Genomic DNA, 26,358 nt, shown 5'->3' with positions numbered 1-26,358 from the left:
AATTGTAATATTATTGTTATCGGTTCTTCAAAATCCCGTAAAACAGACGTAACTCCATACCTGTACTTTTGCCGCAAATTATTAACAGATAATAACAGGTATGAAACAAATTGTAAGAGCATTCTTATTCCTGCTCCTATTCGCAACGGCCAGTAACACGACAATGGCCGATGAAAAAGCAAATATCGTTAAACAAGGTACGATACGCGGCCGTATCATCGATGTAACAAAGCAAACTCTCCCGGGCGCTTCAATCTATATCGAGAAACTACACACCGGCGTGACGAGCGACGTCAACGGTTTCTACACATTCCCCAACCTCGACCCGGGAACTTATACGGTGAAAGTAAGCTACGTAGGTTACTCGCCCGTAGAGCTGAAAATCACGATTCCCGCCGGACGTACTTTAGAGAAAGACGTGGTACTGAACGAAGGGGTCGAACTTCAGGAAGTGGTTGTGGGCGGCGCATTTCAGGGACAGCGCCGTGCCATCAACGCCCAAAAGAGCAATCTGGGAATTACCAATGTAGTATCCGCCGACCAGGTAGGTAAATTCCCCGACTCCAACATCGGCGATGCCTTGAAACGTATCTCCGGTATCAACGTACAGTACGACCAGGGGGAAGCCCGTTTCGGACAAGTTCGCGGAACAAGCGCCGACTTAAGTTCCGTAACTATCAACGGCAACCGCGTACCCTCTGCCGAAGGTGAAACCCGCAACGTACAGCTCGACCTGATTCCGGCAGACATGATTCAGACTATCGAGGTAAACAAGGTAGTCACCCCGGATATGGATGCCGATGCCATTGGCGGCTCTATCAATCTGGTTACCAAGAACTCGCCTTACAAGCGCACCATTGCAGCCACCGCAGGAACAGGCTACAACTGGATTAGCGAAAAGGCGCAACTGAATCTGGGATTTACCTACGGCGACCGTTTCTTCAACGACAAATTAGGATTGATGGTATCAGCCTCTTATCAGAATTCCCCTTCCGGTTCCTACGACACCGAATTTACATGGGAGCAGGATGAAGACGGAAAGGTGTATGTCAACGACTATCAGATACGCCAGTATTATGTAACCCGCGAACGCCAAAGCTACTCCGCTGCTTTGGACTGGGACATCGACACCAACCACAAACTTACTTTCAAGGGTATTTTCAACAACCGCAACGACTGGGAAAACCGTTACCGCACCAACCTGAAAGACCTTGAGCCGGATGGCAGTGCCACCGTACGCATACAAACCAAAGCCGGAACACCCGATAACCGCAATGCCCGTCTGGAACGCCAGCGCACGATGGACTTCGCCCTCGGCGGCGAACATCTCTTCGGACCTCTCGCCATGGATTGGCACGCAAGTTACGCCAAAGCCAGCGAAGAACGCCCCAACGAACGCTACATCGACTTCCAGCTCAAGAAACAGAAATTCAATATGGACTTGAGCAACGAACGTCAACCTTTTGCTTCTCCCAAAGACGGTTCTACAATGACCTTGAATGACGAATTCAGTCTGAAAGAACTGACCGAACAACAAGAAGACATCAAAGAACAAGACCTGAAATTCTCCGCCAACTTCAAACTTCCGTTCAAGAACGGCAATAAACTGAAATTCGGCGCAAAGGTGGTTCGTAAAACCAAAGACAAGGAGGTGGATTTCTATGAATACTCTCCGCTGGACGAAGACGCCTTTATGGAAAACAGCCTTAAAAATACTGTTGACCAATCCAACAAGCACTTCATGCCCAATAGCAAATACCAGACAGGAATCTATGCCGGCAAGGAATACACCGGGTCATTAGACCTGAACAACGCCTCATTGTTTGAAAAGGAACAAGTACAGGAAGAGCTGGCAGGTAACTTCGAAGCTCGCGAAACCGTCAGTTCCGGTTATATCCGCTTCGACCAGAAAATAACAGACCGCGTAGAGTTGATGTCCGGTCTGCGCATCGAAAACACCGACTTAGCCTATACCGGACGTACATATGATGCGGACGAGGATATCACCGGTAAAACCGAACGCCAACACAACAGTTACATCAACTTCTTACCCTCACTGCTCGTAAAATGGAACGTAAACGAAGACTTCAAAGTACGCGGTTCATTCACCCAGACATTGTCACGTCCCAAATATTCGGCTCTTGTACCGAGCGTAAACATCAAGCGCTCCGACAATGAAATCACTATCGGAAATCCCGAACTGAAACCGACCATGTCTTACAACTTCGACCTGAGCGCCGACTATTATTTCCGTAGCATCGGTCTGGTCAGTGCCGGTATTTTCTACAAGAAAATCGATGACTTCATCGTAGACCAAATCAGTACCAACTACGAATACCAGGGTAATGTATATACTCGCTTCACGCAACCCAAGAATGCGGGTAACGCCAACCTGCTCGGTGTAGAGCTCTCTTACCAACGCGATTTCGGCTTTATCGCCCCTGCCTTGAAGTGTATCGGTTTCTACGGAACCTATACTTATACACACTCCCGTGTAGAGGATTTCAACTTCGAAGGCCGCGAGAATGAAGAAGGCCTCAGCATGCCGGGATCACCGACACATACCGCCAATGCCTCGCTCTATTTCGAGAAAGCCGGACTAAATATCCGTTTAAGCTATAATTTCGCTTCCGACTTTATTGATGAAATGGGTGAAAGCGCCTTCTACGACCGTTACTACGACAAAGTGAATTATATGGATGCCAACGCGAGCTATACCTTCGGAAAGAAAATCAAGACAACATTCTACGCCGAAGCCAATAACCTGCTGAACCAGCCCCTCCGCTACTACCAAGGTACGAAAGACCGCACCATGCAAGCCGAATACTACGGTGTAAAGGTGAATGCCGGAGTAAAGATTAACTTCTGACCTTATACTATCATTCAATAATATCTAACACAAGAAACAACAATGAAGAAAATATTCCTTTTATTATTCATTACCTTGCTGGGCAACCCGGCAATCGCTCAAATCACCGATTATTCCATATTCGACAAGAAGTTCAACTTCTACGTAGCCAACGACTTGGGACGTAACGGCTACTATGACCAAAAAACCATTGCCGAACTCATGGGAGTAATGGCGGAAAACGGTACAGACCCGGAATTTGTACTCGCTACGGGCGATGTACACCACTTTGAAGGCGTACGGTCCGTCAGCGACCCGTTATGGATGACTAATTACGAATTGATTTACAGCCATCCCGAACTGATGATAGACTGGTTCCCCCTGCTGGGCAACCATGAATATCGCGGCAATACACAGGCTGTACTGGATTATTCGAATATCAGTCGCCGCTGGGCGATGCCCGCACGTTACTATACCAAAGTCTTTGAAGATAAAGGCATGACTATCCGGGTGGTATGGGTAGATACCGCTCCGATGATAGACAAATACCGCAATGAAAAAGAAACCTATCCCGACGCCTGCAAACAGGATTACAAACAACAGCTCGCATGGATCGATTCTGTTCTGACCACCGCTAAAGAAGACTGGGTAATCGTTGCCGGACATCACCCCATTTATGCCGAAACGCCGAAAGACGGAAGCGAACGCCGGGATATGCAATCACGGCTCGACCCGATACTCCGCAAACACAAAGTAGATATGTATATCTGCGGACACATCCATAACTTCCAGCACGTCCGCGTACCGGGCAGCGATATAGATTACATCACCAACTCCGCCGGTTCGCTCAGCCGTAAAGTCAGTCCCATTGAAGGTACTGTGTTTTGCAGTCCCGAACCCGGTTTTTCCATTGTGTCCGCCAATAAAAAGACATTGGAGTTGCGCATGATTGACAAGAAAGGCAATGTGCTGCACACCGTGACACGCAGCAAATAATTCTTTTTAGAAATAAGTTCCATTTATAAGAGGCAAAACATTTAATGCTTTCTTTTCAGGTACGGATTACACAGATTTTCACGGTTCCCCTTTAATTTTATCCGTGTTTTTCCGTGTAATCCCGTGCCTGAAAGAAATAAATAGTAAACGAGCCTTTGTTTTATAGCATATTAATTATTTCTTCCCTCGCAAGTCGTCCTTCGGAATCGTACTCTGGCTTCCATCACGTGTAGCCACATAATGCGGAGACATAATCTCGATACCCGCTTCATTAAATTTGTCCTGGATATTCTGATGCAAATCAGAATAAATATCCGCCAAACGGTCGGCCTCTTTGATATATGCATTCACCTGATACACCGGATACCAATCGCTAAGCGAGGTTTCCAGCACAAAAGGACGCGGATCGTCTATCACACCGGGCGTATTCAGTGCAGCCTCTATCAACAGTTGATGCGTCTGCCGCCAAGGGATATCATAACCGATACTTACCTCTGAATGAATAATTAAACCGTATTCACGGGCAGAAGTGCTGTAATTGACGGTATGCGAGGACATGATGAAAGAATTCGGAATAGTTACCACCTCGTTCTTCGGCGTTCGGATACGGGTGACAAGCGGAGTCTTTTCGATAACGTTACCCGTCGTTTCATTCAGCTGAATACGGTCGCCCAACTTGAAAGGACGCATATAAGTAATCACCAAACCGGCAATAATATTCCCGATAACAGTACTTGACCCAAGCGAAACTATCAATCCTACAAAAACCGAAATGCCCTGAAATACTCCGGACTTGGAACCGGGCAGGTAGGGATAAATCATCGCAATCATAAAAGCATAGAGCAGAAAACGGATGATGTGGAAAGTAGGTTCAGCCCAATCGGAATAAAAGCCGCGTATCTTCAACCGCTCGGATTTCACCTCATTGGCAAGGTAATGGACAAAACGCACCAAATACTTCACCGCATACCATATCACAAAGATAGTGAACAGATTGGGTATATACTCCACAACCGAAGTAAAGATACTCTTTACCGGAATCCAAATATAAGAAAACAGCTGGTATGCCAGGCTCTTGGTCTGCGGAAAGATGGAAAACAACAACGGAACCGTCAATAGTAATTGAAGGAACATGATGATATAACGCAGCAGATTCGAGAGGAAAATAAGCAGATTAACCTGTTTCTGCGTGTCCAGCAATTCGTAATCCTGAATGGAGAAAGGTTTTAACTTAGTATCTTTCAACCTCTGTATCCGCACTTTCAGTTTCTTAAACAACCAGATGGTAAGTCTGAAAAGGAAATATTGCCCTACAAGCACCAAGACAAAATACAGGATACGCTTGCCCAACTGCCACAGACCGTGCTCATCTTTCATTTCTTTCAACTTATCGACAATCACTTTACGGTTGTGGGCAGCCAACCGGTCACGGGTACAGTTCTCCCACAATCCGTCCTGGTCGATAAAGGAAGCGATGACTTTATTGTCATACATAAGGTCGGTAACGATATCGCTGCTTTCCATATACAGTGAATCGGGACGCAGATTAAAGCGTTTGCCCAACTCCAATATGGCAGCGGCATCCATCTCGGCACGTTGCTGGGGAGTATGGCCGCCACGCTTGGCATAGAGATAGAACAGCGTATCTCCCTCTACCACCACCGGAACGCCGGGAGTCACCTTACGCAGGGAGTCGATGCGCTGTTTCTGCTGCAAGTGTTTTACGGAGTCGGCCGCATAGCTGGCAAGCCTCAGTTGCTCCATTTCCATACGCAGGTTGGCTTCATTCAGCCGGGCTGCTTCCAACTCCTGCTTGATTGCCGACAGTGATACCGCAGAATCCGAGTCTGCCTTTATCGTTGTAACCGGAGCCAAGCTGTCTCCTTCTATGGCGCGAAGCACTTTCTCTACCAATTGGGCAGAAACTCCGTCGGCTGTCAGTAACATCAGCATCAGCCACAAGGCGCGAATCCCTCTCATCTCAAAATATTTTATTGGTTGTTATAATATGGTTACTTTAAATAAAACGTCAAACATACAGAATGTTTTTCATATTTCATAAAAAATGAGCCTGTTCATTCCATTCCGCTATCGGTTTAAACAAATTCTTCATTCCCGCAGAAGTAAAACGGACTCCCTCTTAAACTCTCTTAATCGGAATTTTACATTATCTTTGCCCGCAAAAATAGATTCCATGAACATTCTGTTACTCGTAGGAGGACTTCTCCTCATTCTATTAGGTGCCAACGGACTGACGGACGGAGCTGCGTCCGTAGCCCAACGTTTCCGTATACCCAACATCGTTATCGGACTGACAATCGTCGCTTTCGGAACGTCTGCCCCGGAACTGACGGTCAGCGTATCTTCCGCCTTGAAAGGAAGCGCGGATATAGCTATCGGCAATGTCGTAGGAAGCAACATTTTCAATACACTGATGATTGTAGGCTGTACCGCACTGTTCGCCCCGATTGCCGTGACCCGGAATACGCTGCAAAAAGAAATTCCTTTGTGCATCCTCTCTTCCATAGCTTTGCTGGTTTGTGCCAACGACGTATTTCTGAATGGAGACGAAGCCAACATCCTCAGCATTACCGACGGACTGCTGTTACTCTGTTTCTTCGCCATCTTCCTGAGTTACACTTTTGCCATTGCCTCGCGTACCCCCGAAGAAACGGCAGGTAATGACGGGAATATCAAGCAATTGCCGCTCTGGAAATCCACTCTCTACATTTTGGGTGGCCTCGGTGCGCTTATTGCCGGCGGCAGCTTCTTCGTAGACGGCGCAAGCGGCATTGCACGCAGTCTGGGAGTAAGCGAGTCCGTTATCGGACTGACGCTTGTGGCTGGCGGAACGTCACTGCCCGAGCTCGCCACATCCATTGTAGCAGCCTTGAAGAAGAACCCGGAAATAGCCATTGGCAACGTAGTGGGCAGTAACCTGTTCAACGTATTCTTCGTATTAGGTTGTAGCGCATCCATCACACCTTTACACCTGACGGGCATTACCAACTCGGACTTATGGGTACTGGTAGGGTCGGGCATTCTGCTTTGGCTCTTCGGACTGTTCTTTGCCAAACGCACCATTACCCGTATCGAGGGAAGCATTATGGTACTTTGCTACATTGCATATACGGCATTCCTCATTTATAGCCTGTAAGGCAGCGTAGTTTAAAGATTTTCATGTATCTTTGCCCACTCATAACAACATACAACTATGGCAATTACAATTAAAAAGGTCTCTACGAAAAAGGAGCTGAAACAGTTTATCCGCTTCAATTACAAACTATACAAAAACAATCCGTATTCAGTACCCGACCTCTACGATGATATGCTCAACACCTTCAACAAGAAGAAAAACGCCGCTTTCGAGTTTTGCGAAGCCGACTATTTTCTTGCTTATAAGGATGATAGAATCGTAGGACGCGTAGCAGCCATTGTCAACAATAAAGCCAATCAGACCTGGAATAAGAAAGAAGTACGTTTCGGCTGGATTGACTTTATCGACGACCCCGAAGTATCAGAAGCCCTTATACGTACCGTCGAAGAGTGGGGTAAAGAGCGGGGTATGACCCACATACAGGGTCCGTTAGGCTTTACCGATTTTGATGCGGAAGGTATGCTTATCGAAGGTTACGACCAGCTCAGCACAATGGCAACCACTTATAACTACCCCTACTACCCGCAACACATGGAACGCATGGGCTTCGAGAAAGACGCCGACTGGGTAGAATACAAGATTTATATTCCGGATGCCATACCCGACAAGCATAAGCGCATTTCAGAACTCATCCAGCGCAAATATAACCTCAAAATCAAAAAGTATTCTTCCGCCAAGAAGATTGCCCGCGACTACGGACAGGCTATTTTTGAACTGATGAATGAAGCATACAGTCCGCTGTATGGCTATTCCGCCTTGTCACAACGCCAGATTGATCAATACGTAAAAATGTATCTGCCTATTCTGGACCTTCGTATGGTGACGCTGGTTACAGATGCCGAAGACAAACTGGTGGCGGTAGGCATCTCCATGCCTTCCCTGTCAGAAGCTTTGCAGAAGTCTCATGGACGTCTGCTGCCCTTCGGTTGGTATCACCTGCTGAAAGCCCTGTTTATGAAACGTCGCGCCAAAATGCTGGATTTGCTGCTGGTAGCCGTGAAGCCCGAGTATCAGAACAAGGGCGTAAACGCATTGCTATTCTCCGATTTAATCCCTGTCTATCAGAAATTGGGCTTCGTGTTTGCGGAAAGCAATCCGGAACTGGAACTGAACGGCAAGGTACAGGCACAATGGGAATACTTCAAGACCGAACAGCATAAGCGTAGAAGAGCGTTTGTCAAAGCTATAAAGTAAGGCGCAACATAGTAAGATAGAGGACAAAATAAGGGAAAGGGTGGATTTTTTATGTAAAATCCACCCTTCTGTTTTTCTTCTGAACGCATTTCATTATTTTTGCTTAAACTTTAAAATAATGACTATGAAGCGGCTTAGCTTTTTCTTCTTCTTTCTGTCAGTCGTGTTATCCGTTGTTTCCCAACCGGTATGCCAGATTAAATACTTCTCAGTCAGTAACGGCCTTGCACAAGGCAACGTGATGAGTATTCTGCAAGACCAAAAAGGGCTTATGTGGTTCAGTACCTGGAATGGGATAAACAAGTTTGACGGTTACACGTTCAAAAACTACAAAATATTCCAAGAAACGACCTACTCTTTCGAAAGTAACCGTATAGGCAACATTGTAGAAAGTAAATACGGCGATATCTGGTGTACTACGTATGACGGACAAGCATGCCTGTTCGATGTCAAAACCGAGAAATTCATAGACGTCCTCCAACCGCTTACCCGGTCTCTCAATCATTCGAACCATGTCATACGTATTCTCTCGCTGAAAAAGGGAATTGCCTGGATACTTTGTAAAGACGGATATACTTACCGTGCCGACGAGCAACAGTGCAAGGACGGAAAAGGCATCTCGCCTTATTCCATCTTCAATGGCAACCTGAAAGGCAATCAAGTCTATACGGTCTTTCAGGACTCCGAAGAAGACGAATGGGTACTGACCGACAAAGGCATCACTATCGTCGGGAAAAAGACATTGGACACAGACTTCCCGTTCCGTCACATCATCCAATGGAAAGAAAACATCTATCTTGCCGCCGAACACGGCAAACTGGCCGGCTATGATTTCAAAACCCGCCAACTGAAATTCATAGATGTCCCCTATCCGTACCGGAACATCGCCAATCTGACAATCATCGGAAAAGATACGCTGGCATTGGCAACAGATAACGGACTCATACTCTATACCCCCGGCAACAACAAGTTCCGTCAGATAAACATCCAAACTCCCACTCAACACTCCAACTACGTAGAATCCGTCTACCAAGACCGACATGGAGATATCTGGGTATTCTCGAATACGCCGGGCATTATCCGCCTCAACATGGCCGCCAATGAAAAAGAGCATCTGGTTACTCCCCGGGACGAGTTGGTTAAACATGAACGCAAAAGCCGTAAAATAATCTTTGAAGACAACACAAACACCTTATGGATGTTACCCACCGAAGGAAATTTCTCCTATTATGACAGAAAAGAAAAGAAACTCAAACCATTGGTAATAGATATAAATCATCCCAAATCCATCTTCAGCCCGTTAGTCCGAGTTCACACCATCGACAATCAAGGCAATGCCTGGATGGCCAGTGCGCGCGGCGTCTACAAATTAAGTTTCTCACCGCAAAGTTTCCATTTCAATCAAACCGATCATGAAGCCGAAACACGCGCTTTCCTGCGCGACAGCGGCGGGCGGCTCTGGAGCGCATCAAAATCAAACCATGTCCGCATATATGCTCCCGACGGGAACTTGGAAGGCTATCTTTCCAAACAAGGCGATATCATCAAGGAACAGGCGCATTTTTTTGAAGATATCTATGATTTCATGGAAGACCAAGAGCACCACATATGGATGGGAAGCAAAGGTTCCGGTCTCTATTTGCTAAAAAAACAAGATACCGGCAAATACTCCGTTCATCACTATCAGTACAACCCCGAAGAGCCTTACAGCATTAGCGGCAACGACGTTTACACCATTTTCCAGGACACCCGTAAACGTATCTGGGTAGGATGTTTCGGCGGCGGCCTGAACCTGATAAAACAAACCGGAAATGGAGAGATACAATTTATCAACTGCAATAACGAACTGAAAAATTACCCCACAACCTATGGAACAAAAATACGTAACATCGCAGGTGGCCCCGAAGGAGTTATTTTTGTAGGAACCACCAGTGGATTAATTACGTTTGCGAGCGACTTCAAGCGTCCCGAAGAAATCAAATTTTACAGGAACAATCACCGGACGGGTGATACTCACAGTCTGAACGCAAACGATATTATGCAGATTTACACAGACAGGCATAATACGACGTACGTAATGAGCTTTACCGGAGGAGTCAATAAAATCATATCCGGACCACTGCTTGGAGAGGATATCCAATTCAAAGGATATGACAAGAAGGACGGATTGGCTTCGGATTTAATGCTTTCCATGATAGAAGATAACTCCGGTCAGCTATGGTTCGTGTCCGAGATAGCATTGTCCAAGTTCAACCATGATAAAGAAACGTTCGAGAACTATCAGCTAAATTCAACTTATCAAGACTTCAATTTCTCGGAAGCCTTACCCGTAATAAACGCCCGTCACCAAATTGTTTTAGGAACCGATAAAGGTTTCTTGGAAGTAATGCCCGACAAGATGAAAAAAAGCAGTTATGTACCGCCAATCATCTTTACCAACCTCAGGATACAGGGGCATCCGGTTGAGCAGTCGATTGACAATCTGGCCGAGCTGGAGTTAAAAGCATCGCAAAGAAACGTCACTTTTCAGTTTGCCGCCCTTGATTATGTCGCTCCCGAGCACATTCAATATGCTTATCGTCTGGAAGGATTGGAGAAAGAGTGGAATGAAGCCGGCAACAACCGTTCGGCAAGCTACATCAACCTACCGGCCGGAGAATACCGTCTCCAGGTCAAATCCACCAATAGCGACGGTGTATGGACGGACAACATATATTCCCTTCCCGTACGAGTGCTCCCCACTTTCTGGGAAACTTACTGGGCATGGGTGTTCTATTCCATGCTATTCATCCTTTTCACGGCAACAATTATTTATGTGCTATTCTACATATACCGCCTGCGTCACCGGGTAGATATGGAAAAACAGCTCACCGACATCAAACTGCGTTTCTTCACCGACATCTCTCATGAGCTGCGCACACCTTTAACCCTAATCAGCAGTCCCGTCGCAGAAGTACTGGAGAATGAACCGCTCTCGCCCACCGCGCGCGAATATCTTACCGTAGTGCATCAAAACACCGAGCACATGCTTCACCTGATGAACCAAATACTGGATTTCCGTAAGATACAAAACCAGAAAATGAAGCTGTTGGTAGAAAAGAAAGACTTGATTTCATTGTTACGGAAATCAATGGACAACTTCAAACTAATCGCCAAAGAGAAAAATATGGATTACCGGCTGGTGACACCCGTACAGTCTGTTTACGGATGGGTAGATAAGGACAAATTTGAAAAAATATTCTTTAATCTGCTATCCAATGCATTCAAATATACGTCTCCCGGCAAAGCGATTACCATAAAGGTTATCCCGAAAGAAGAATCGGTCGATATAGAAGTGAAAGACGAGGGAATAGGCATTGTGCCCGACAAGCAGCGTGTGTTATTCCAACGTTTCGAGTCTTTGGTGAAACAGAACATTCTACAGCCCTCTTCCGGTATCGGCCTGTCATTGGCAAAGGAAATGGTGGAAATGCACCACGGAAGCATTCAGGTAAGCAGCCAGCCGGGCGTCGGCAGTACTTTCACCGTAACCTTACCCCTGCAACAGAAAGTGTTCGAAGAAGACATGCAAGCCGAGTTCATATTGGATGACGACAAACAGGAAACCGTTTCCGCAGCCAACGGCTTAGACGGAGAAAACGCATACATGGAAGAAACGGAGATGACTGATTCCGACTGTAATTCCATATTAGTGGTGGAGGATAACAATGAATTAAGGCATTTCCTCAAGAGCAGTCTGTCCGGCAGCTATAATGTGATAACCGCTTCCAATGGAAAAGAAGGATTGCAACGTGCCATCGACAATGTGCCGGATCTCATTATCAGCGACGTTATGATGCCGATAATGGATGGTCTGGAGATGATAGGGCAGATTAAGGCAAACAATAATATCTGCCACATTCCTATCATCGTGTTGTCCGCCAAGGCTTCTTTGGACGACCGTATCGCCGGATTGGAACACGGAATCGACGATTACATCACCAAACCTTTCAGTTCCACTTACCTGAAAATCCGTATCACCTCTCTTTTACGCCAGCGCAAAGAACTGCAAGAGATGTACATGGCCAAGCTAACCGCAGGCAAGGACGTAGCTTTGGCGGATGACATTCCGGAACCGTCACAGCCGCAAATAACCCCGCACGACAAACTGTTTATGGAAAAAGTTATGGAGTTCATGGAAGAACAGATGGACAATCCGGATCTGACCATCGAACAATTCGCAGAAAAACTCCTGTTGAGCCGAACTATCTTCTATCAGAAGCTAAAATCAATAGTAGGACTGTCGCCTGTGAATTTTATATGCCAGATACGCATCAAACGAGCGGCACAGTTATTCGACAGCGGTGAATATAATATTTCGCAGATTGCTTATATGACGGGATTCAATGACCCGAAATACTTCAGCCGTTGTTTCAAGAAGATTGTAGGGGTAACCCCTTCGGAATACAAAGAAAAGAAGCAGCCATAACCGTGATATCGGACAGGCATTACGAGTGAGATATGATTAAAAGCCTTTTAATGTGATATTATAAGCCTTTTAATATGCAATTAAAAGGCTTATAATAGTAAATCACTGCAGGGAAGAGAGTAGGAACAAGTGTCGGCAAACTATTCAGTGAACCATGTTGTGTCTGCGTAACCACCTAAAACGGTAGAGCGGTCTTTAAAGTATCGATTGTACTCTTCAAGGGTAAGCGTATGTATTCTATCTGCTCCATAAACACCGCTTTCCTGTACAGACTTCTTATTTTCGCCATCATAGTACGTACAGTTATACATTTTACAACCGTCTTTGATGCCGGTGTCTTCACCGAGTGATACAACATTATTTCCATCATTATATCGAATATCATCATAGCCTGCAATAGGAACCATCGACTTATCCTCAGAATTAATACCGCCGCTGAAAAACTCCTTATCAATCGTAGTATTGACAAATGTTATATTATCAACCATTCCGGTGCCATCAGACCCTTCCAACAAACGGCACTTTGTCACTCCCTCTGCAACGGTCAAACTACACTCTGAAAATACATAACCGATATTATTTGCCTTAACACGCGCATTGAAGCCACGCCCACCGGAGGTTATCATTTCGACTTCGCAGCTTTCAAACAGGCATGCGGAGTTTCCTCCCCAGATAAAATCGGTATCACCCTCTACATAGCAATCATAAAACCAGTTATAACCGCCACCCGGCAATAATGTATCCTGCTGACTATAAAATCTGCAGCGTACAAATGCCGTGGCATTATCGCTCTTGTTACGAATGCACAACACTTCCGCCTGCGTCTTCGTTGGATACAGGCAACGCATACTGACATCCTCAAAACGAATTTTATCCGCTTTTCCGGCTATCAATACACCGGCTCTTCCGCCGCCCTGATTACGTCCGTCGACATAGGGAATATCCATTCCCAGTTTCAGAGCATCGGCAAGGCCGCTGTCGCAACCGTCTTTGATACCTGGATTCCAGTTGTTGTTATTGTCCGACTGTATCTCGGTCTTATCCGCTCCGGCTCCCTTAACGGTAAGGTTGCTCAAATTACGGATATTGACAATTTCTTCAAACTTTCCTTCATCCAGCATAATGGTCTTTTCACCTTCTACTGCATTTCTTGTAAAGAAATCCACGGCGCCTTGCAAAGTATAAAAGTCCGCATTCGCATCCGTATGACTTACACTGACTGTAGTTTTCACTTCCGGTTCCGGACGGGTAGTGAAAAACCATTTGGAAGTAGTGATACCTTTGAATCCGTCATGCTGTATCGCTTCCTTGTCTATAAGTACAAAATAGTCGGTATCGAAGTCCAATTTACGACTGTGAGGTTTAATAATAACCTCCTTGCCATCCACTTTTACAGCATGGTAGTTCACAATCAGTTTACGATCGCTCGAACCGATAACGTCCATCCAGGTATTAAACTTAGTACCGCCATTTTCCGAAATAGGCTCCTGACGTTCATCCATGCGGATTTCATCTATCGGTTCCGCAGGGTTATCCGCCCGATAAATACGGATAGAACCGCTTGTGCCTAACTGAGGCGTTTCTCCTGTAAACGTAATTTTCAGTTCAGTATCGGCAAAAGCTCCCTTATCGCAGGGATAAAGTTTGTATTGGGAAGCTGTGGCTATTCCGGTGGTCGTCTCATTCTGCCACGGAGTGGAAGAACTGCCGCTCTGTTCCACATCCGCCGCGCCGTCTATTGTACCCGATTCGGTAAGAATTTTCAAAGAAAAGACATACTTATACCCTGCTTCCAGAGAAGTCAATCCGGCAGTATTATCTTTGAACATCCAGCTATAAGCTTTGCCGTCAATCGAGAATTCGGCCACACAGTTATCAGTCAGTTCGCCGGGAAAGACAATCGCTTCGATACTGTTTTCATCTGTATTCAGAAAAGCCTGAATAGGTGCGGTAGCCGTTTGCGCAGAAAGATTTCCACTCTTCAGATTTAATGTCACATGTGTTTTCATACCCTGAAATATCGGTTCTCCATCCGCTTGCAGCGGTTTTTCCTCTTTATCGGTCAGCTTCAAAATAACCTTCGCCAAACAATGGGAAAAGTTAAGCGGCACCATCGAAGAAGCCTCTTCGCGGGTACGAGCGCGTGTGCCGTCCGATACGGCATACATCAAATCATAAGGAGCGGTACCTTGTTGCTGATTATCCAACACCAACGGATAAAGATATTCATTGATGTTTTCTACATAAGGATAATATGCTTTGAAAGAAACTTCCTGCCCATCCGCAGGAAACATCAAAGGTTTATCGGCTTTAAAGGTGGCAAGTTGCTCCTCATTCTGGCAGGTGTACGGAACATTATTGGAGAATGTCATCAAATTCTCCGTCCCTGCAGCGTACATATAAGTGCCTATACGGTCTCCCTTAGCCCAGCTTCCGCCATCGGTCGCGATACGGGTTTGGTATTCTCCGATATTAGCGGAGAACACCACGCCGTTGCTGTCCGATGAAGCTACTCCGTTGTTGTCTTCATCAGAACATGCATAAAGGCAAAGAACACCTAAAAGAGTGTATATATAAGATGTAAATTTCATATCAATAACTGCTTGTTGATTTTAGTTATTTCTTCCAACGCGGGTCACCTGCATCTACAGAAGTTGAAAAATCTTTTCCACCTAGAACAGTACTGTTACTTTCATTCGGGAAAAGCATTATTCTTGTATTAGTTACATCCATTATATACTCACCACCGTCATATGATTTTAACGAACTGATACAAGCTCCATCCGAAGCTGCATAATTATTTACAAAGATTGTTTCTGAATCTTGTTTCACATTCCAATTAATATTCTTACATGTAGCCAATACGATTGTATTCTTGAAAGTCGAGAAAAGAGCTCCCGCCTTTCCACCTGTATTCTGGAAAATTGTTGCATCTCCCATATCCACTAATGTACAATTTTCAATTTCGAAGGTTGTTATTTCAGCCAAATCACTGTCACCTTTATAAGCATGGAACGCTTGTCCGTTAAAGTTATATAATGTTGAATTGGTAAGTATGACAGATTCACAAGTGCCTTTATCCAATATTGTAGCAGAATTATATATCATGCAATCATCAATAGTCATAGATGATACAATATTTTGTCCACCAATCTCTGCGCCTTCCCCATAAAGAGCTTTTACATCATGAATATAACAACCAGAAACGGTTATAACTGCGCCAGTAGCCAACTGTTTATTACAAAATCTAGCATTCGCATCACCGGCTATTTCCAGGTTCTGTATTGTCAGTTTTTCCAATGTTGCGGACTCAAAGTCCAACCCTTTCATCGTAACCTTTGCCTGTCCCTCTTTTCCAATCAATAACAAATCCGTAATTCCTGCAGGTACGGTAATCATATCTGCCTTATAAGTCTTTCCAGCAACAAACTTCAAGGCAATAGCATCTCGTTTTCCATCAAGGCAACCGGCCAATGCATCCGCATCATCAGCAGGTGCTTCTACGACCATATATCCGGGTATTTCCGGTGTCACAGCTTCAGCATTACCGTCCACATTACCACCCGGTTCATACGGAGAGTTACCGCCTTCAATCTGGTCTACACTGCCCAATACGGATTCATCTAAACCGATTTTGATAGTGTATATGTAACCTGCCTCCAATTCAGAAATAGTACCGGAATTGAAAGTATACTCATACGTATTATCCTCTGCTGCATCAGTAGTAATAATCATACTGAGAGCTGTAGCCGGGTTAGTAGGTAAAACCAATGCACTATATTTATTGCCGGCAGTCTTGCAGGGGGTGATATAACCTTTTGCTTCATTAGAAAACTCACCGGTAGCGATATTGAAATCGGCACTTATAGATATTCCCTGAATAGATACGCTCTGTACAGTCTCACCGCTATTAGAAGTAATCTCAATGGCAAGTTTTGCCAACTGATGCTTGAACGTCATAGACAAACTCTTGGCATCCTCACTACTTACATCATCATTCACAGCCCACATTAAATCGTGAGCAGCATAGCCATCTGCCTGGTTTCCCAATGCAACTTTATAAATACTGCCGGTAATATCTCCATTTTGCGGATAATAAGCTGTAAACTTGGCATTCTCACCCGCAATCTGGATACCGGTCTCTGAAGTAAAATTCACAGGGCTTTCTCCGCCCTGTGTAGTAAACAAGACGTTCTCGGCACCATTCAGAATATCAGTACTCCCGGCACCCGCACCATACATATACACACCTATTTTATCATTATTTTCCCATGTATTAGTCACATCATTGAAACGTGTATACGCTTTCCCGGCTGTCTGCAAAGACATCACTCGGTTATCCGCACTCCGGGAAAGATTCTCAATCTCGTTATTGCAAGCCGTAATCATTGTTCCGGCCGCCATTAAAGTAAATAGTTTAAAAAGTTTCATAGTACTATCCGTTATTTTGATATTAATAAATATTCCGTGTCGTTCATCCGGTACAACCATTACTCGACTACCGTGCCACCCTCGCGACACTTATCCATAATGTCTTGTACCAAACTGTTCAGATACATTTCCAGATTGGTATATTCACCATTTTCATCAACAGTCTTTAAATTGCCATCGGCAGCATAATCCTTGTTCAATCCGTACTGAGTTTCCCAATAATCGGGAATACCGTCACCGTCGGTATCGGTCAAATCGTTATCCGCCACCTGTACCAATACAGGATAGCCATTTTCATCCACTCCTTCTACAATACCTACCAGCTCACTCGGATGGTTAATATAACCCAACTTATGGTTACTCCCTTGAATATTGCACGTTGCCTTACGCTCAGCTACTTCATCCATGATGAATTTGTCATAAGTGTCCCGATAGTTACAAGCACCTACATACTTCAATACCTGATCGTAGGCTGCTTCAGCCGTATGAGTAGTAACTCCTTTAACATCTACTACCTGGCTGCCGTTATTGATGACCGATTTACCCTCGGACTCCCAAGTATAATCATTACCGTCATTGTCTTCCTGTTGTGCATAAACACCGTCTGTCCAGTTATCAGCAGTCACATCCTCATTGCCAAACATATAATTGCCGTCAATATAGAATCGTCCCCATATTCCTTTAAAAGGCTCGAATCCCTCACCGTTATCATAATTCTGACCGTAAATGCCAATGCGTGCGATACGATAACATCTTCTGTCTTTTAACAAGTCAGTGGTAGGTCCCGGCTTATAATAATTGTTCACCAGATTGGCATGCTGTGTTTCACCACCGTAACATCCTTCGCCACCCCAGTTGTAGAAAACATTATTACGTATATCAACCTGTTCGCCCAATTCCAAAGTAGAGGGACGAGGGCCAAGACGCGGTGTACGGCTGTCACAGTGTGCTATCAGATTATGGTGATAAGTAGCATTGTGCCCACCCCAGTTACCGGCAAAGCCATGCGCTTTACCATCCTTTGCCTGTGTGAAGTAAAGTGCCTGCGAAGCAATACACCACTGTACGGTAGAGTTCTCCATACCGTAAACCGAAAGAGTCTCATCCGAACTCCAGCTTACAGAACAGTGGTCTACGATGATGTTCTTTCTATCCATACCGCCAAGACCGTCCACATCATCCGCCGGATTACCCGGACGGAAACGCATGAAGCGTATAATAACATTATTAGCGGCAATGGTAAAGGCTTGATCCGCTATACAGATTCCACCCGGTGAGGTCTGTCCGGCAATGGTTATGTTATCAGCTTCTATCTTCAACGCTTTTTTCAAGTGGATAGTACCCGCTACATCGAACACGATAGTACGTGCACCGCTTTGGCGGACCGCCCAGCGGAATGTACCTTGGTCACCGTCACCGCCGTCTTCCAATGACGTTACATGGTAGACTTTACCACCACGTCCGCCTGTAACGTCACGTCCATGTCCTTCAGCTCCGGGAAAAGCACGTAACTCACCGTAATTCAATTGGGTAATGGTACCTTCCGGAATTTCTTCCGGAAGGAGAGGCTTATAATCATTATCCAATTTGGGCTCAATGGAAGTACATGACGCAAACAATGCACTTCCCGCCAAAAGGCTGCAACTCAACAAATATTTTATTTTCATAATTCTATCTTTATTATTTGATTCTGATTTTAATTATTCCAACGCGGGTCACCGAATTTCTTATAATCTTTCGGAGCTACGGTAAAGTCTCCAGTCGCTGCATTCGGGAATAGCTCCGCACTGGTTTTATCAATGTTCATAACTGTGGAAGAAGCAGGCCACCCGTTTTTACCGTAAGTAAAGTCACTGGCGGAATAAACATTCTCGGCTGTTACTGTATTTTTATTTCTTATTGCCGAATCAATATTTTGGTTACCACCAAACAACGTATTCGAGATTTTAATAGTCGTAGATTCAGAATTGACATTATCATCGAAGAAAGCTTTGCCATCGTTAGGAGCATCGTAGAAAGTACATCCACTAATTGTATACGTACGGTCTGAAGCATTCTTGGCATAAATAACCTTACCAGCCATATTCCAGATAGTGGAGTTCTTTATATTGATATTCTTCAATGTACCACTCTTTTCTTCTGACAGATTAAGCAAGCTTCCATCCTTTGTAAAATTGCCGATTATACAATTACTAATTGTCAGTATACCTAAGCTAGGCTTACCTTCTCCATGTTTCACTCTAAACAAGACTTGTCCATCTAAAATATCACAGGCTTCTATCTTCATTTCCGTGAATGTGTTGGAATCATCCTGAATATTAAATATACGACCATTGGCGTTCTCGACAGTAGTAGTAATCTCCAAATTAAAGAGCTCTATCGTATGGAAACTTCCCTTGATTCCCAATGCACTGGCCAACCTCAACACAGCTTTACTATCATCACTTTCCTCACCCCAAACAATTACATTTATACCGGAAGTACTCGGTATCTTTATGTCATCCACCCCGCTGCCATTATCCTTCATTTTCTTCAATGTAAAATCAGCATTGGAAGCCAGCTTAAATACCGTATTCCGAGTGATGCTCTTTGTTACTTCAGTGATAAAGTCATCCTCTGAACCTATCTCAATCACCGCGTACCCGGCAGGAATAGCGCGTTTTGTTGTAAATGTCTTATATCCCATCACAGCCGTACCATTCAGCAAAGCAAATGTATAAGTAGTATAATCATTGAGACTATTCAGCATAAGGCCGCTGTTACCATCAAAGGAAACCGGATTGGCAGTAGAATATTCCGTACCTTCCACCAGAGTATATGCATTGGCTCTGACATTGCCAACATAATTCCAGTCAAGAGTAGCGCTGTTTGTTTGGACATTACCGATTGTAATCGGCAACATCTCGCCTTCACCGGTCATTACTTCAATGCTTCCGCGCATTGTCTCTCCATTATAGATTTCAACCGTATAGCGTGTTCCTTGGGTAAGGCCGGAAATAATACACGAACCAAACGCTATATCAGCTTCCGAAAGTTCAATAGTTTCATCATAAGAAGCGTCTTCCGTATAAATGCGGATACGGTCAACTTTGCAAGGTTGCCAAGAGATACGGATGGATTTTTCTTCAATGTCACCGTTATCGGTGGAAGGAGTCACCAATACTTGTTCTTCTTTACAAGTCTTAAAAGTCCCATCTTCCAGATAAACCCAATCGGACTCTTTATCTCCGTTCACCGACTTGATACGTGCATAATATTCCGTATTCGGGCTCAATTCCTTTAGCGTATAAGCAGTCTTCGTTATCTGCTCATCCCCATTACCGAAAACAATACTCCCCTCAGAGGTTCCCGGCTCCACTTCGTCCGTCAAAAGAGCAGTACTGATTTCTATAATATAATTTTTCGTTTCCGGAGTACCTTGCCAAGAAACTTCAGCCTGTGCAATATCTTCCGCGGGAGTAACCGTGAAACTGGACGTCTTCGTACCGAAAAGACGAGCATAAGCCGAATCCGCCTCCCAATCATTGCCGTCGGTACAAGAACTCGTACTAAGAACGACCGAGAGCAGCAATGCTCCCAAACCGATAATATATCTAAAATCTCTCATAATGTTTCTCATTGTTATAGGTTCTGCAAATTAATTGGCGTAGCCATAAGAGTTATACAAATTTCCATTCGATGTAGAAATGGTAGTAGAAGCGATGGGCAATAAATAGCGGTTCTTCACCTCCTTGTTCAAACCGGATGAAATGCTCGGCAGGTTAATCGTCAACTGTTCCTGTCCCTTACTGTCATTCAATTCCTTACCCCAGAAATCCTTACTCTCGAAGCCACTTGTACTCGACGGTTTTTCATACCAATTGATACTATTCATGTCTATCTCCTGGTCGGCATATACGGCAGTGGTTTTGTACTTGTAATATACCTTTGAAGGATAGCCCCCCGCCTGGTCGGCAAGATTTACACATTCCTTATAAGCCTCTTTGAACTCATCGATTTTGTTACTGAGTTCGTTCCAACGAATCAAGTCGAATTTACGTACACCTTCACCGGCAAGTTCCCATGCGTTCTCGTCCATAATGGCACCCATGAAACCTTTATCGGCAATAACCTTCTCAATGAAAGCTTCTCCGACAGCCTTGTCCGCATCGGCATAAGCCCGTTTATGAACAGCCAGCAGAGCATCTTTAGCAGTCATCACACATACATTTCCATCCGCATCCACTCCTTGAGCCGATTCCGTCTTGTAATTTTCATAAACCGCTTCTGCATACATAAGCAAAACATGCGGATAACGCATCTTCACCACATTGATACCCGAACAAATCTTGGCGGACGCATCTCCCGCACGTACGGCTTCCAGCCATGACGTATTACCCGCCATCATGCGGTAATCCCACTTGCCGCAGTAGATAGAGAACGGCTTGTTACCGGAAAGGGTTTCACGAAACGCCTTCGTATCTTTATCTGTAGAAAACTCCGACAGTGCGCAGGTAATATTACGCCGCGTATCTTTTCCACTGTGGTCAAACGACCAGAAATAAGGAGCCGTCAATTTCAGCTTGCCGGAAGAATTACCTTTCAGCCCGAAGTAGCTGCTTGCTCCGCTTACACGGAAACCTACCGTATATCCTAACTCACCGCTTTTATTCAGCATCATCGGGATTTCAAACAAGTTTTCCGGTTGTACGGTCTGCAACTCACACACATTCATTTGTCGCCAATACTCCTCTACCGAAGTGGTCAGGGAATGCTTCATGGAGTTGATGACAGCAGCCAGATGTTGCTCCGCCAACTTGTACATTTTGGCACGCGTCTCGTCGTCACAACGTTGGGTCGGATAGACAGGATCGCTGTTCTCTCCTTCAATATACCCCTCTTTCGCTTTCTCCCGGATAGCAAAGCCGGCACGTGTCAGCGCGATATTGGCCAATAATCCGTGAGCGTATCCGCGTGTAACGTGTTCCGTAGTATATCCGTCCTCACCTGCCCACGGAAGGTCCGGGATAATCTCTTCCAAATCTGTAATCAACGAGTCCATAATCTCATCACGGTCTGTCTTGCCAAGATAAGCATTGCTCAAATCCGATTGAGAACGCTCCATCTTAAAAGGAATATCACCGAACAAACGTATCAAATCGAGATAAACCATTGCACGCAATGTTTTCGCCTCAGCACGATAGCACAACATTGTTTTCTTAAGAGCCCGCGCTTCACTCGTATCTTCCGAGGGATTCAGCAAAGGACTTGCCTCTACGCCTTCAATCACCAAATTGGTATTCTCTATCAGCTTATACATGGCATCCCACACATTTGCCAGTCTCGACCAACCGGGACTGCAATTATAGTTCATACATCCACGCTCATTCGACGTATTGCTTGCATCCACCCCTAAACCGTCCACCAATTCGCAGTCCGTATTCAGTCCGCAAACAATAGGGAGAAAGCTCGAATAGGTCTGGTCCTGTGTCAAATCGCCATACACCTTATTCAAAGCGAGATTAGTATAATACGTATTATTAAACACCGTTTCGTCATTCATCTCTGACGGTGAACTTTGGTCAAGGAAATCGGAGCAAGAAGTAAAATAAATGACTCCCGCCGACAATATCAAGGTTTTATAGATTGCTTTCATATACATTTATATATTTAGAGTTAGAACGTAATATTGATACCACCGACAAACGAACGGCTTTTCGGATAAGCCGCATAATCGACACCTGGTGTCAACGCATTGCGCTTACTGCTGGTATCGACCTCAGGGTCTGCACCGGTATAGTTGGTCCAGCAGAACAAGTTATATCCGGTCAGATATATACGCACATTCTGCAGGAACGCTTTCTTCACCCAAGTTTTGGGGAGTGTATAACCCACGGTAATATTGTTGATACGTAAGAAAGAAGCATCTTCCACAGCATAATCTATCAACTGCATGGTCGTAACCGCAGCCGGGTGGAAGATTGAAGCGTTACGATTGAGTTGGTTCAAACGCAGTCCGGCCTCAGTCATAGAACCGTACGTTTCGAGTACAGCGCTACTGCTGCTGGCAAGATTCAAACCTGTTTCCGGGTCAATCCACGTGTAACGGTTACCCAATGCAAAGTCGTTATTCAAATTGTAACCTGTCCTTGAGCCGGAACGGAACGAAGAAGCCAACTTTGTACCATTGATAATTACATTTCCCAACGAGTAGTTGAAGAACAGATTGAAATCGAAATTACCGACATTACCGTTAAAGCCAAAACCACCTGTCAAAGGAGCCACAGTATTACCTAACCGTTGTTTGATGGGGTTACCGTTTTCATCGCACTGGAGTTTCAATCCTCCCGGAGAGTAAGCACCGCCGGTAATGGTCTGACTATTATCTTTCAGTCCGTCACGCAATGTCCATTCACCGTCACCCCAAATCAAATCACCATTGGGATTGGAAACAGGGTCGTACACCGTATAATATCCGTTAGTTTTGAATCCCCATACTTCACCTAAACGGCCACCTTCTTCTACACGGAAATCCTCATACTTGGAAATCGTACTTCCCGCCCAGTTGCTACTCTGCCATGGAGTATCCGTAGTCAGTTTATCAATCTTATTGCGGTTATATGCCAGATTGAACGTAAAGTTCAAACCGTATTTCTTCGTATCCAGCAGAACGGCGCTCATCGAAAATTCCACACCCTTATTGGAAGTCTGCCCGAAGTTACGGTACTGATAGTTGTATCCGGTAGTAGACGGAATTTCCGTTTTCATCAACAAATCTTTGGTAGTGTTCCAATAAAGGTCGATAGAACCGGAAATACGATTATTCCAAAAGCCATAGTCGATACCAAGGTTACGGGTTACGGTAGTTTCCCACTTCAAATCAGGATTATATAAATTCGTACCATGTTCCAGCATGGAAGACATGGCATCGCCGAAAGCCGGATAGCGGGCGTCGTTACCCGAAAGGGAATAAGTAGTATTAAGCAATCCGGAATTAATGCGGTTGTTACCTGCCGTACCAAAACTCAAACGGAGTTTTAACGAAGAGAGCCAGTCTTTAGCGCTTTCCATGAACGTCTCATCCGAGATACGCCATGCCAATGCAGCCGATGGAAACAATCCCCATTGATTACCTTTACCAAACTTACTGGAACCATCGCCACGCAGTGTAAAGGTCAGTAAATAACGATCCATCAAAGTATAGTTGGCACGACCGAAGAAAGAGAGCATGTTTTCCTTTGCTCCAAGGGTGGACTGCGTAGGAAGTGCAGTGCCTGTACCCATATTTGCTTTAATTTCCGAGATGTTCATCGTATTCGGAAAAGCAACCGATACATTCTCAACGGACTTCTTGAAACTGCTACTCACTTCATGACCGATGAGGACATTCAGGCGATCACGTCCATCGAACAAATCCTTGTTTTCATAAGTCAGCGTATTGGCATTACGCCAGCTATTGGTCTTCTCACGCAACAGATAAGCCTGCGGTTTACCGTTATTTCCGTATTTTGAGTTAGAAACGGCATCCACTCCCCAGTATTGCTCCGTATCATCATATTTCCAGCCATAGCCGAACTCCGAACGGAACGTCCAACCCTTAAACGGTTTCCAATTGATACCGACATTATAATTCTGATTAAAAGTACCGCGCTCCTTCTCTGTGGCAAGTAAACGCTCCAACGGAGTCTTCTGAGTTGCTGTAGAGTTCTCCTCGTCATCCGTACTGGTTTGCAAAGGGTCTATCGGACGGAAAATAACCGAATTGGCTACCGTAGAATTAGCCGCATTCGATTCGTTCGTATCTGCACCGCCGCCCAAGCCTTCTACTGCGGTATGGCTCAAACGGGCATTAAAATCCAAAGAAAGCCATTTATTCAGCTCCGATTTAATTTTAGCATTAATGTTGTCCTTCTTAAAACCGGAATTCAACATGATGCTCTTCTCCTCGTTATGCGCATAGCTGACACTGTATTGCAACTCCTTGCTACCACCGCTTACATTGATATTATATTGCTGTTGGTTACCGGTACGTCCAAACATCTCATCCTGATAATCGAACCCGTCCACCGAACGCCAAATGTCCATATCGCTGTAATTGCCATGTTTGCCCATATCTATCTCATTCTGATAAGCCACATAATTATAAGGGTCAAGTACTTTGGTAAGGCGGGTTACCTGCTTCACGCCGAACGAAGCTCCAAAATCCACCTGCACTTTTCCCTCTTTACCGCTTTTGGTCGTAATGATGATAACTCCGTTGGCGCCACGTGCACCATAAATAGCGGTAGAAGAGGCATCTTTCAACACATCGATGCTCTGAATCTCGGAAGGGGCGATATCGCTGATGCTCGACACAGGAAATCCATCTACAATGTACAAAGGTGAATTATCCTGCGACAACGAACCACCGCCACGAACACGTATCTTCATTTCCGCATCGGGCGAGCCCTCCGTAGTAGTAATATTCACACCTGCCAACTTTCCGGTCAAGGCCTCTACAGCGCTCGATACCGGAACTGCCGCAATATCCTCCGCTTTGACGGAAGCTACGGAACCTGTAAGGTCACGCTTGTTGACAGTACCGTAACCGATAACCACAACCTCGTCCAGCAATTCGGTATCATCTTTCAGGGTCACATTAACGGAAGACTGTCCGGTATATTTAACCTCTTCCGTTTTATAACCGATAAAAGTAAAGACAATAACATCTGACTTCTTCACATTAGACAATGTAAAATCACCGTCAATACCCGTGATAGTGCCGTTTGTAGTACCTTTCACAATGACATTGGCTCCAATCACCGGCTCACCTGAAGTATCCTTAACGATACCGGACACCTGTTTCCCTTGAGCTAAAGCAAACAAGCAGACAAAACTTAATAGAACAACCAAGCAAGTCCTCTGGAATTTTTGATTCATAAATGTTTTTATTTTTAGTATTAGTATATTATTTAAATATCAATTCGGTGTGACATCATTTCCAAACACCATAGGAGTACCCCTTGAAATGCTCCATAGTAATAGTATTAGATTCATATATATAAAATTAATAATGTATTAGATTTAAATACATCGCCTTATTGATATAATAGCGCAACAAAAGTAGCAACACATTATAATACGGATGTGGACTAATTAATGAAAAAGGTTCAAAAACTAACAGCAGCCCATAAAAAGTACCCTTTTCAACCGAACTTTTCCCTATTAAATATCCGGTAAACCGAGAAAAGTTTCAGGACATATATTTGTTTACATAGGTGTTTTATATTGATTTTCTTATTAACT

The 26,358-nt window shown here is 44.8% G+C and carries 12 protein-coding genes; 5 read left to right on the top strand and 7 right to left on the bottom strand.

The window, feature by feature from the left end; genetic code table 11:
- Positions 1-100 precede the first annotated feature (100 nt).
- Positions 101-2,869: a TonB-dependent receptor gene (locus I2F54_RS01010; protein ID WP_195500339.1), complete on the top strand. Its 2,769-nt coding sequence runs from the start codon at positions 101-103 to the stop codon at positions 2,867-2,869.
- Positions 2,870-2,911: 42 nt separating this feature from the next.
- Complete coding sequence (locus tag I2F54_RS01005; RefSeq protein ID WP_118045322.1) at positions 2,912-3,844, top strand: metallophosphoesterase; 933 nt, start codon at positions 2,912-2,914, stop codon at positions 3,842-3,844.
- A gap of 174 nt (positions 3,845-4,018) precedes the next feature.
- On the opposite strand, the gene I2F54_RS01000 is transcribed toward I2F54_RS01005, so the two are convergent.
- Complete coding sequence (locus tag I2F54_RS01000; protein ID WP_195500338.1) at positions 4,019-5,824, bottom strand: mechanosensitive ion channel family protein; 1,806 nt, start codon at positions 5,822-5,824, stop codon at positions 4,019-4,021.
- A gap of 214 nt (positions 5,825-6,038) precedes the next feature.
- On the opposite strand from I2F54_RS01000, the gene I2F54_RS00995 reads away from it, so the two are divergent.
- The 3 genes from I2F54_RS00995 (at position 6,039) to I2F54_RS00985 (ending at position 12,663) form a co-directional block, all read left to right on the top strand.
- Positions 6,039-7,001, top strand: coding sequence for a calcium/sodium antiporter (locus I2F54_RS00995; RefSeq protein ID WP_009122108.1), 963 nt, complete (start codon positions 6,039-6,041; stop codon positions 6,999-7,001).
- A 57-nt stretch (positions 7,002-7,058) separates the two neighbouring features.
- Entirely contained in the window at positions 7,059-8,195 is a 1,137-nt protein-coding gene (locus I2F54_RS00990) for a hypothetical protein (protein ID WP_009122107.1), read from the top strand.
- Positions 8,196-8,319: 124 nt separating this feature from the next.
- Positions 8,320-12,663: a hybrid sensor histidine kinase/response regulator transcription factor gene (locus I2F54_RS00985; protein WP_195500337.1), complete on the top strand. Its 4,344-nt coding sequence runs from the start codon at positions 8,320-8,322 to the stop codon at positions 12,661-12,663.
- Between the two features lie 140 nt (positions 12,664-12,803).
- On the opposite strand, the gene I2F54_RS00980 is transcribed toward I2F54_RS00985, so the two are convergent.
- From I2F54_RS00980 to I2F54_RS00955, 6 genes are read right to left on the bottom strand one after another with little or no spacing between them, the layout of a single operon-like run.
- On the bottom strand, positions 12,804-15,254 hold the full coding sequence (locus I2F54_RS00980) for a pectinesterase family protein (protein ID WP_195500336.1): 2,451 nt from the start codon (positions 15,252-15,254) through the stop codon (positions 12,804-12,806).
- 25 nt (positions 15,255-15,279) lie between these two features.
- The gene (locus I2F54_RS00975) at positions 15,280-17,094 is read right to left on the bottom strand and encodes a fimbrillin family protein (protein WP_195500335.1); all 1,815 of its coding nucleotides are present in this window, start codon (positions 17,092-17,094) and stop codon (positions 15,280-15,282) included.
- A gap of 59 nt (positions 17,095-17,153) precedes the next feature.
- Positions 17,154-18,761 (bottom strand): pectate lyase family protein, encoded by a 1,608-nt coding sequence (locus I2F54_RS00970; protein ID WP_195500334.1) that lies wholly within the window; start codon positions 18,759-18,761, stop codon positions 17,154-17,156.
- Positions 18,762-18,790: 29 nt separating this feature from the next.
- Positions 18,791-20,701 (bottom strand): DUF5123 domain-containing protein, encoded by a 1,911-nt coding sequence (locus tag I2F54_RS00965; RefSeq protein WP_195500333.1) that lies wholly within the window; start codon positions 20,699-20,701, stop codon positions 18,791-18,793.
- A 30-nt stretch (positions 20,702-20,731) separates the two neighbouring features.
- A complete protein-coding gene (locus I2F54_RS00960; protein WP_039950856.1) occupies positions 20,732-22,729 on the bottom strand; it encodes a RagB/SusD family nutrient uptake outer membrane protein in 1,998 nt (665 codons plus the stop codon).
- A 20-nt stretch (positions 22,730-22,749) separates the two neighbouring features.
- On the bottom strand, positions 22,750-25,992 hold the full coding sequence (locus tag I2F54_RS00955; protein ID WP_195500332.1) for a SusC/RagA family TonB-linked outer membrane protein: 3,243 nt from the start codon (positions 25,990-25,992) through the stop codon (positions 22,750-22,752).
- Between the last annotated feature and the right edge of the window lie 366 nt (positions 25,993-26,358).

It is taken from the genome of Bacteroides clarus, assembly GCF_015555825.1.
GTDB lineage: Bacteria > Bacteroidota > Bacteroidia > Bacteroidales > Bacteroidaceae > Bacteroides > Bacteroides clarus.
The sequence above is the reverse complement of the archived record's forward strand: the minus strand, read 5'-3'. Positions and strand labels throughout refer to the sequence as shown.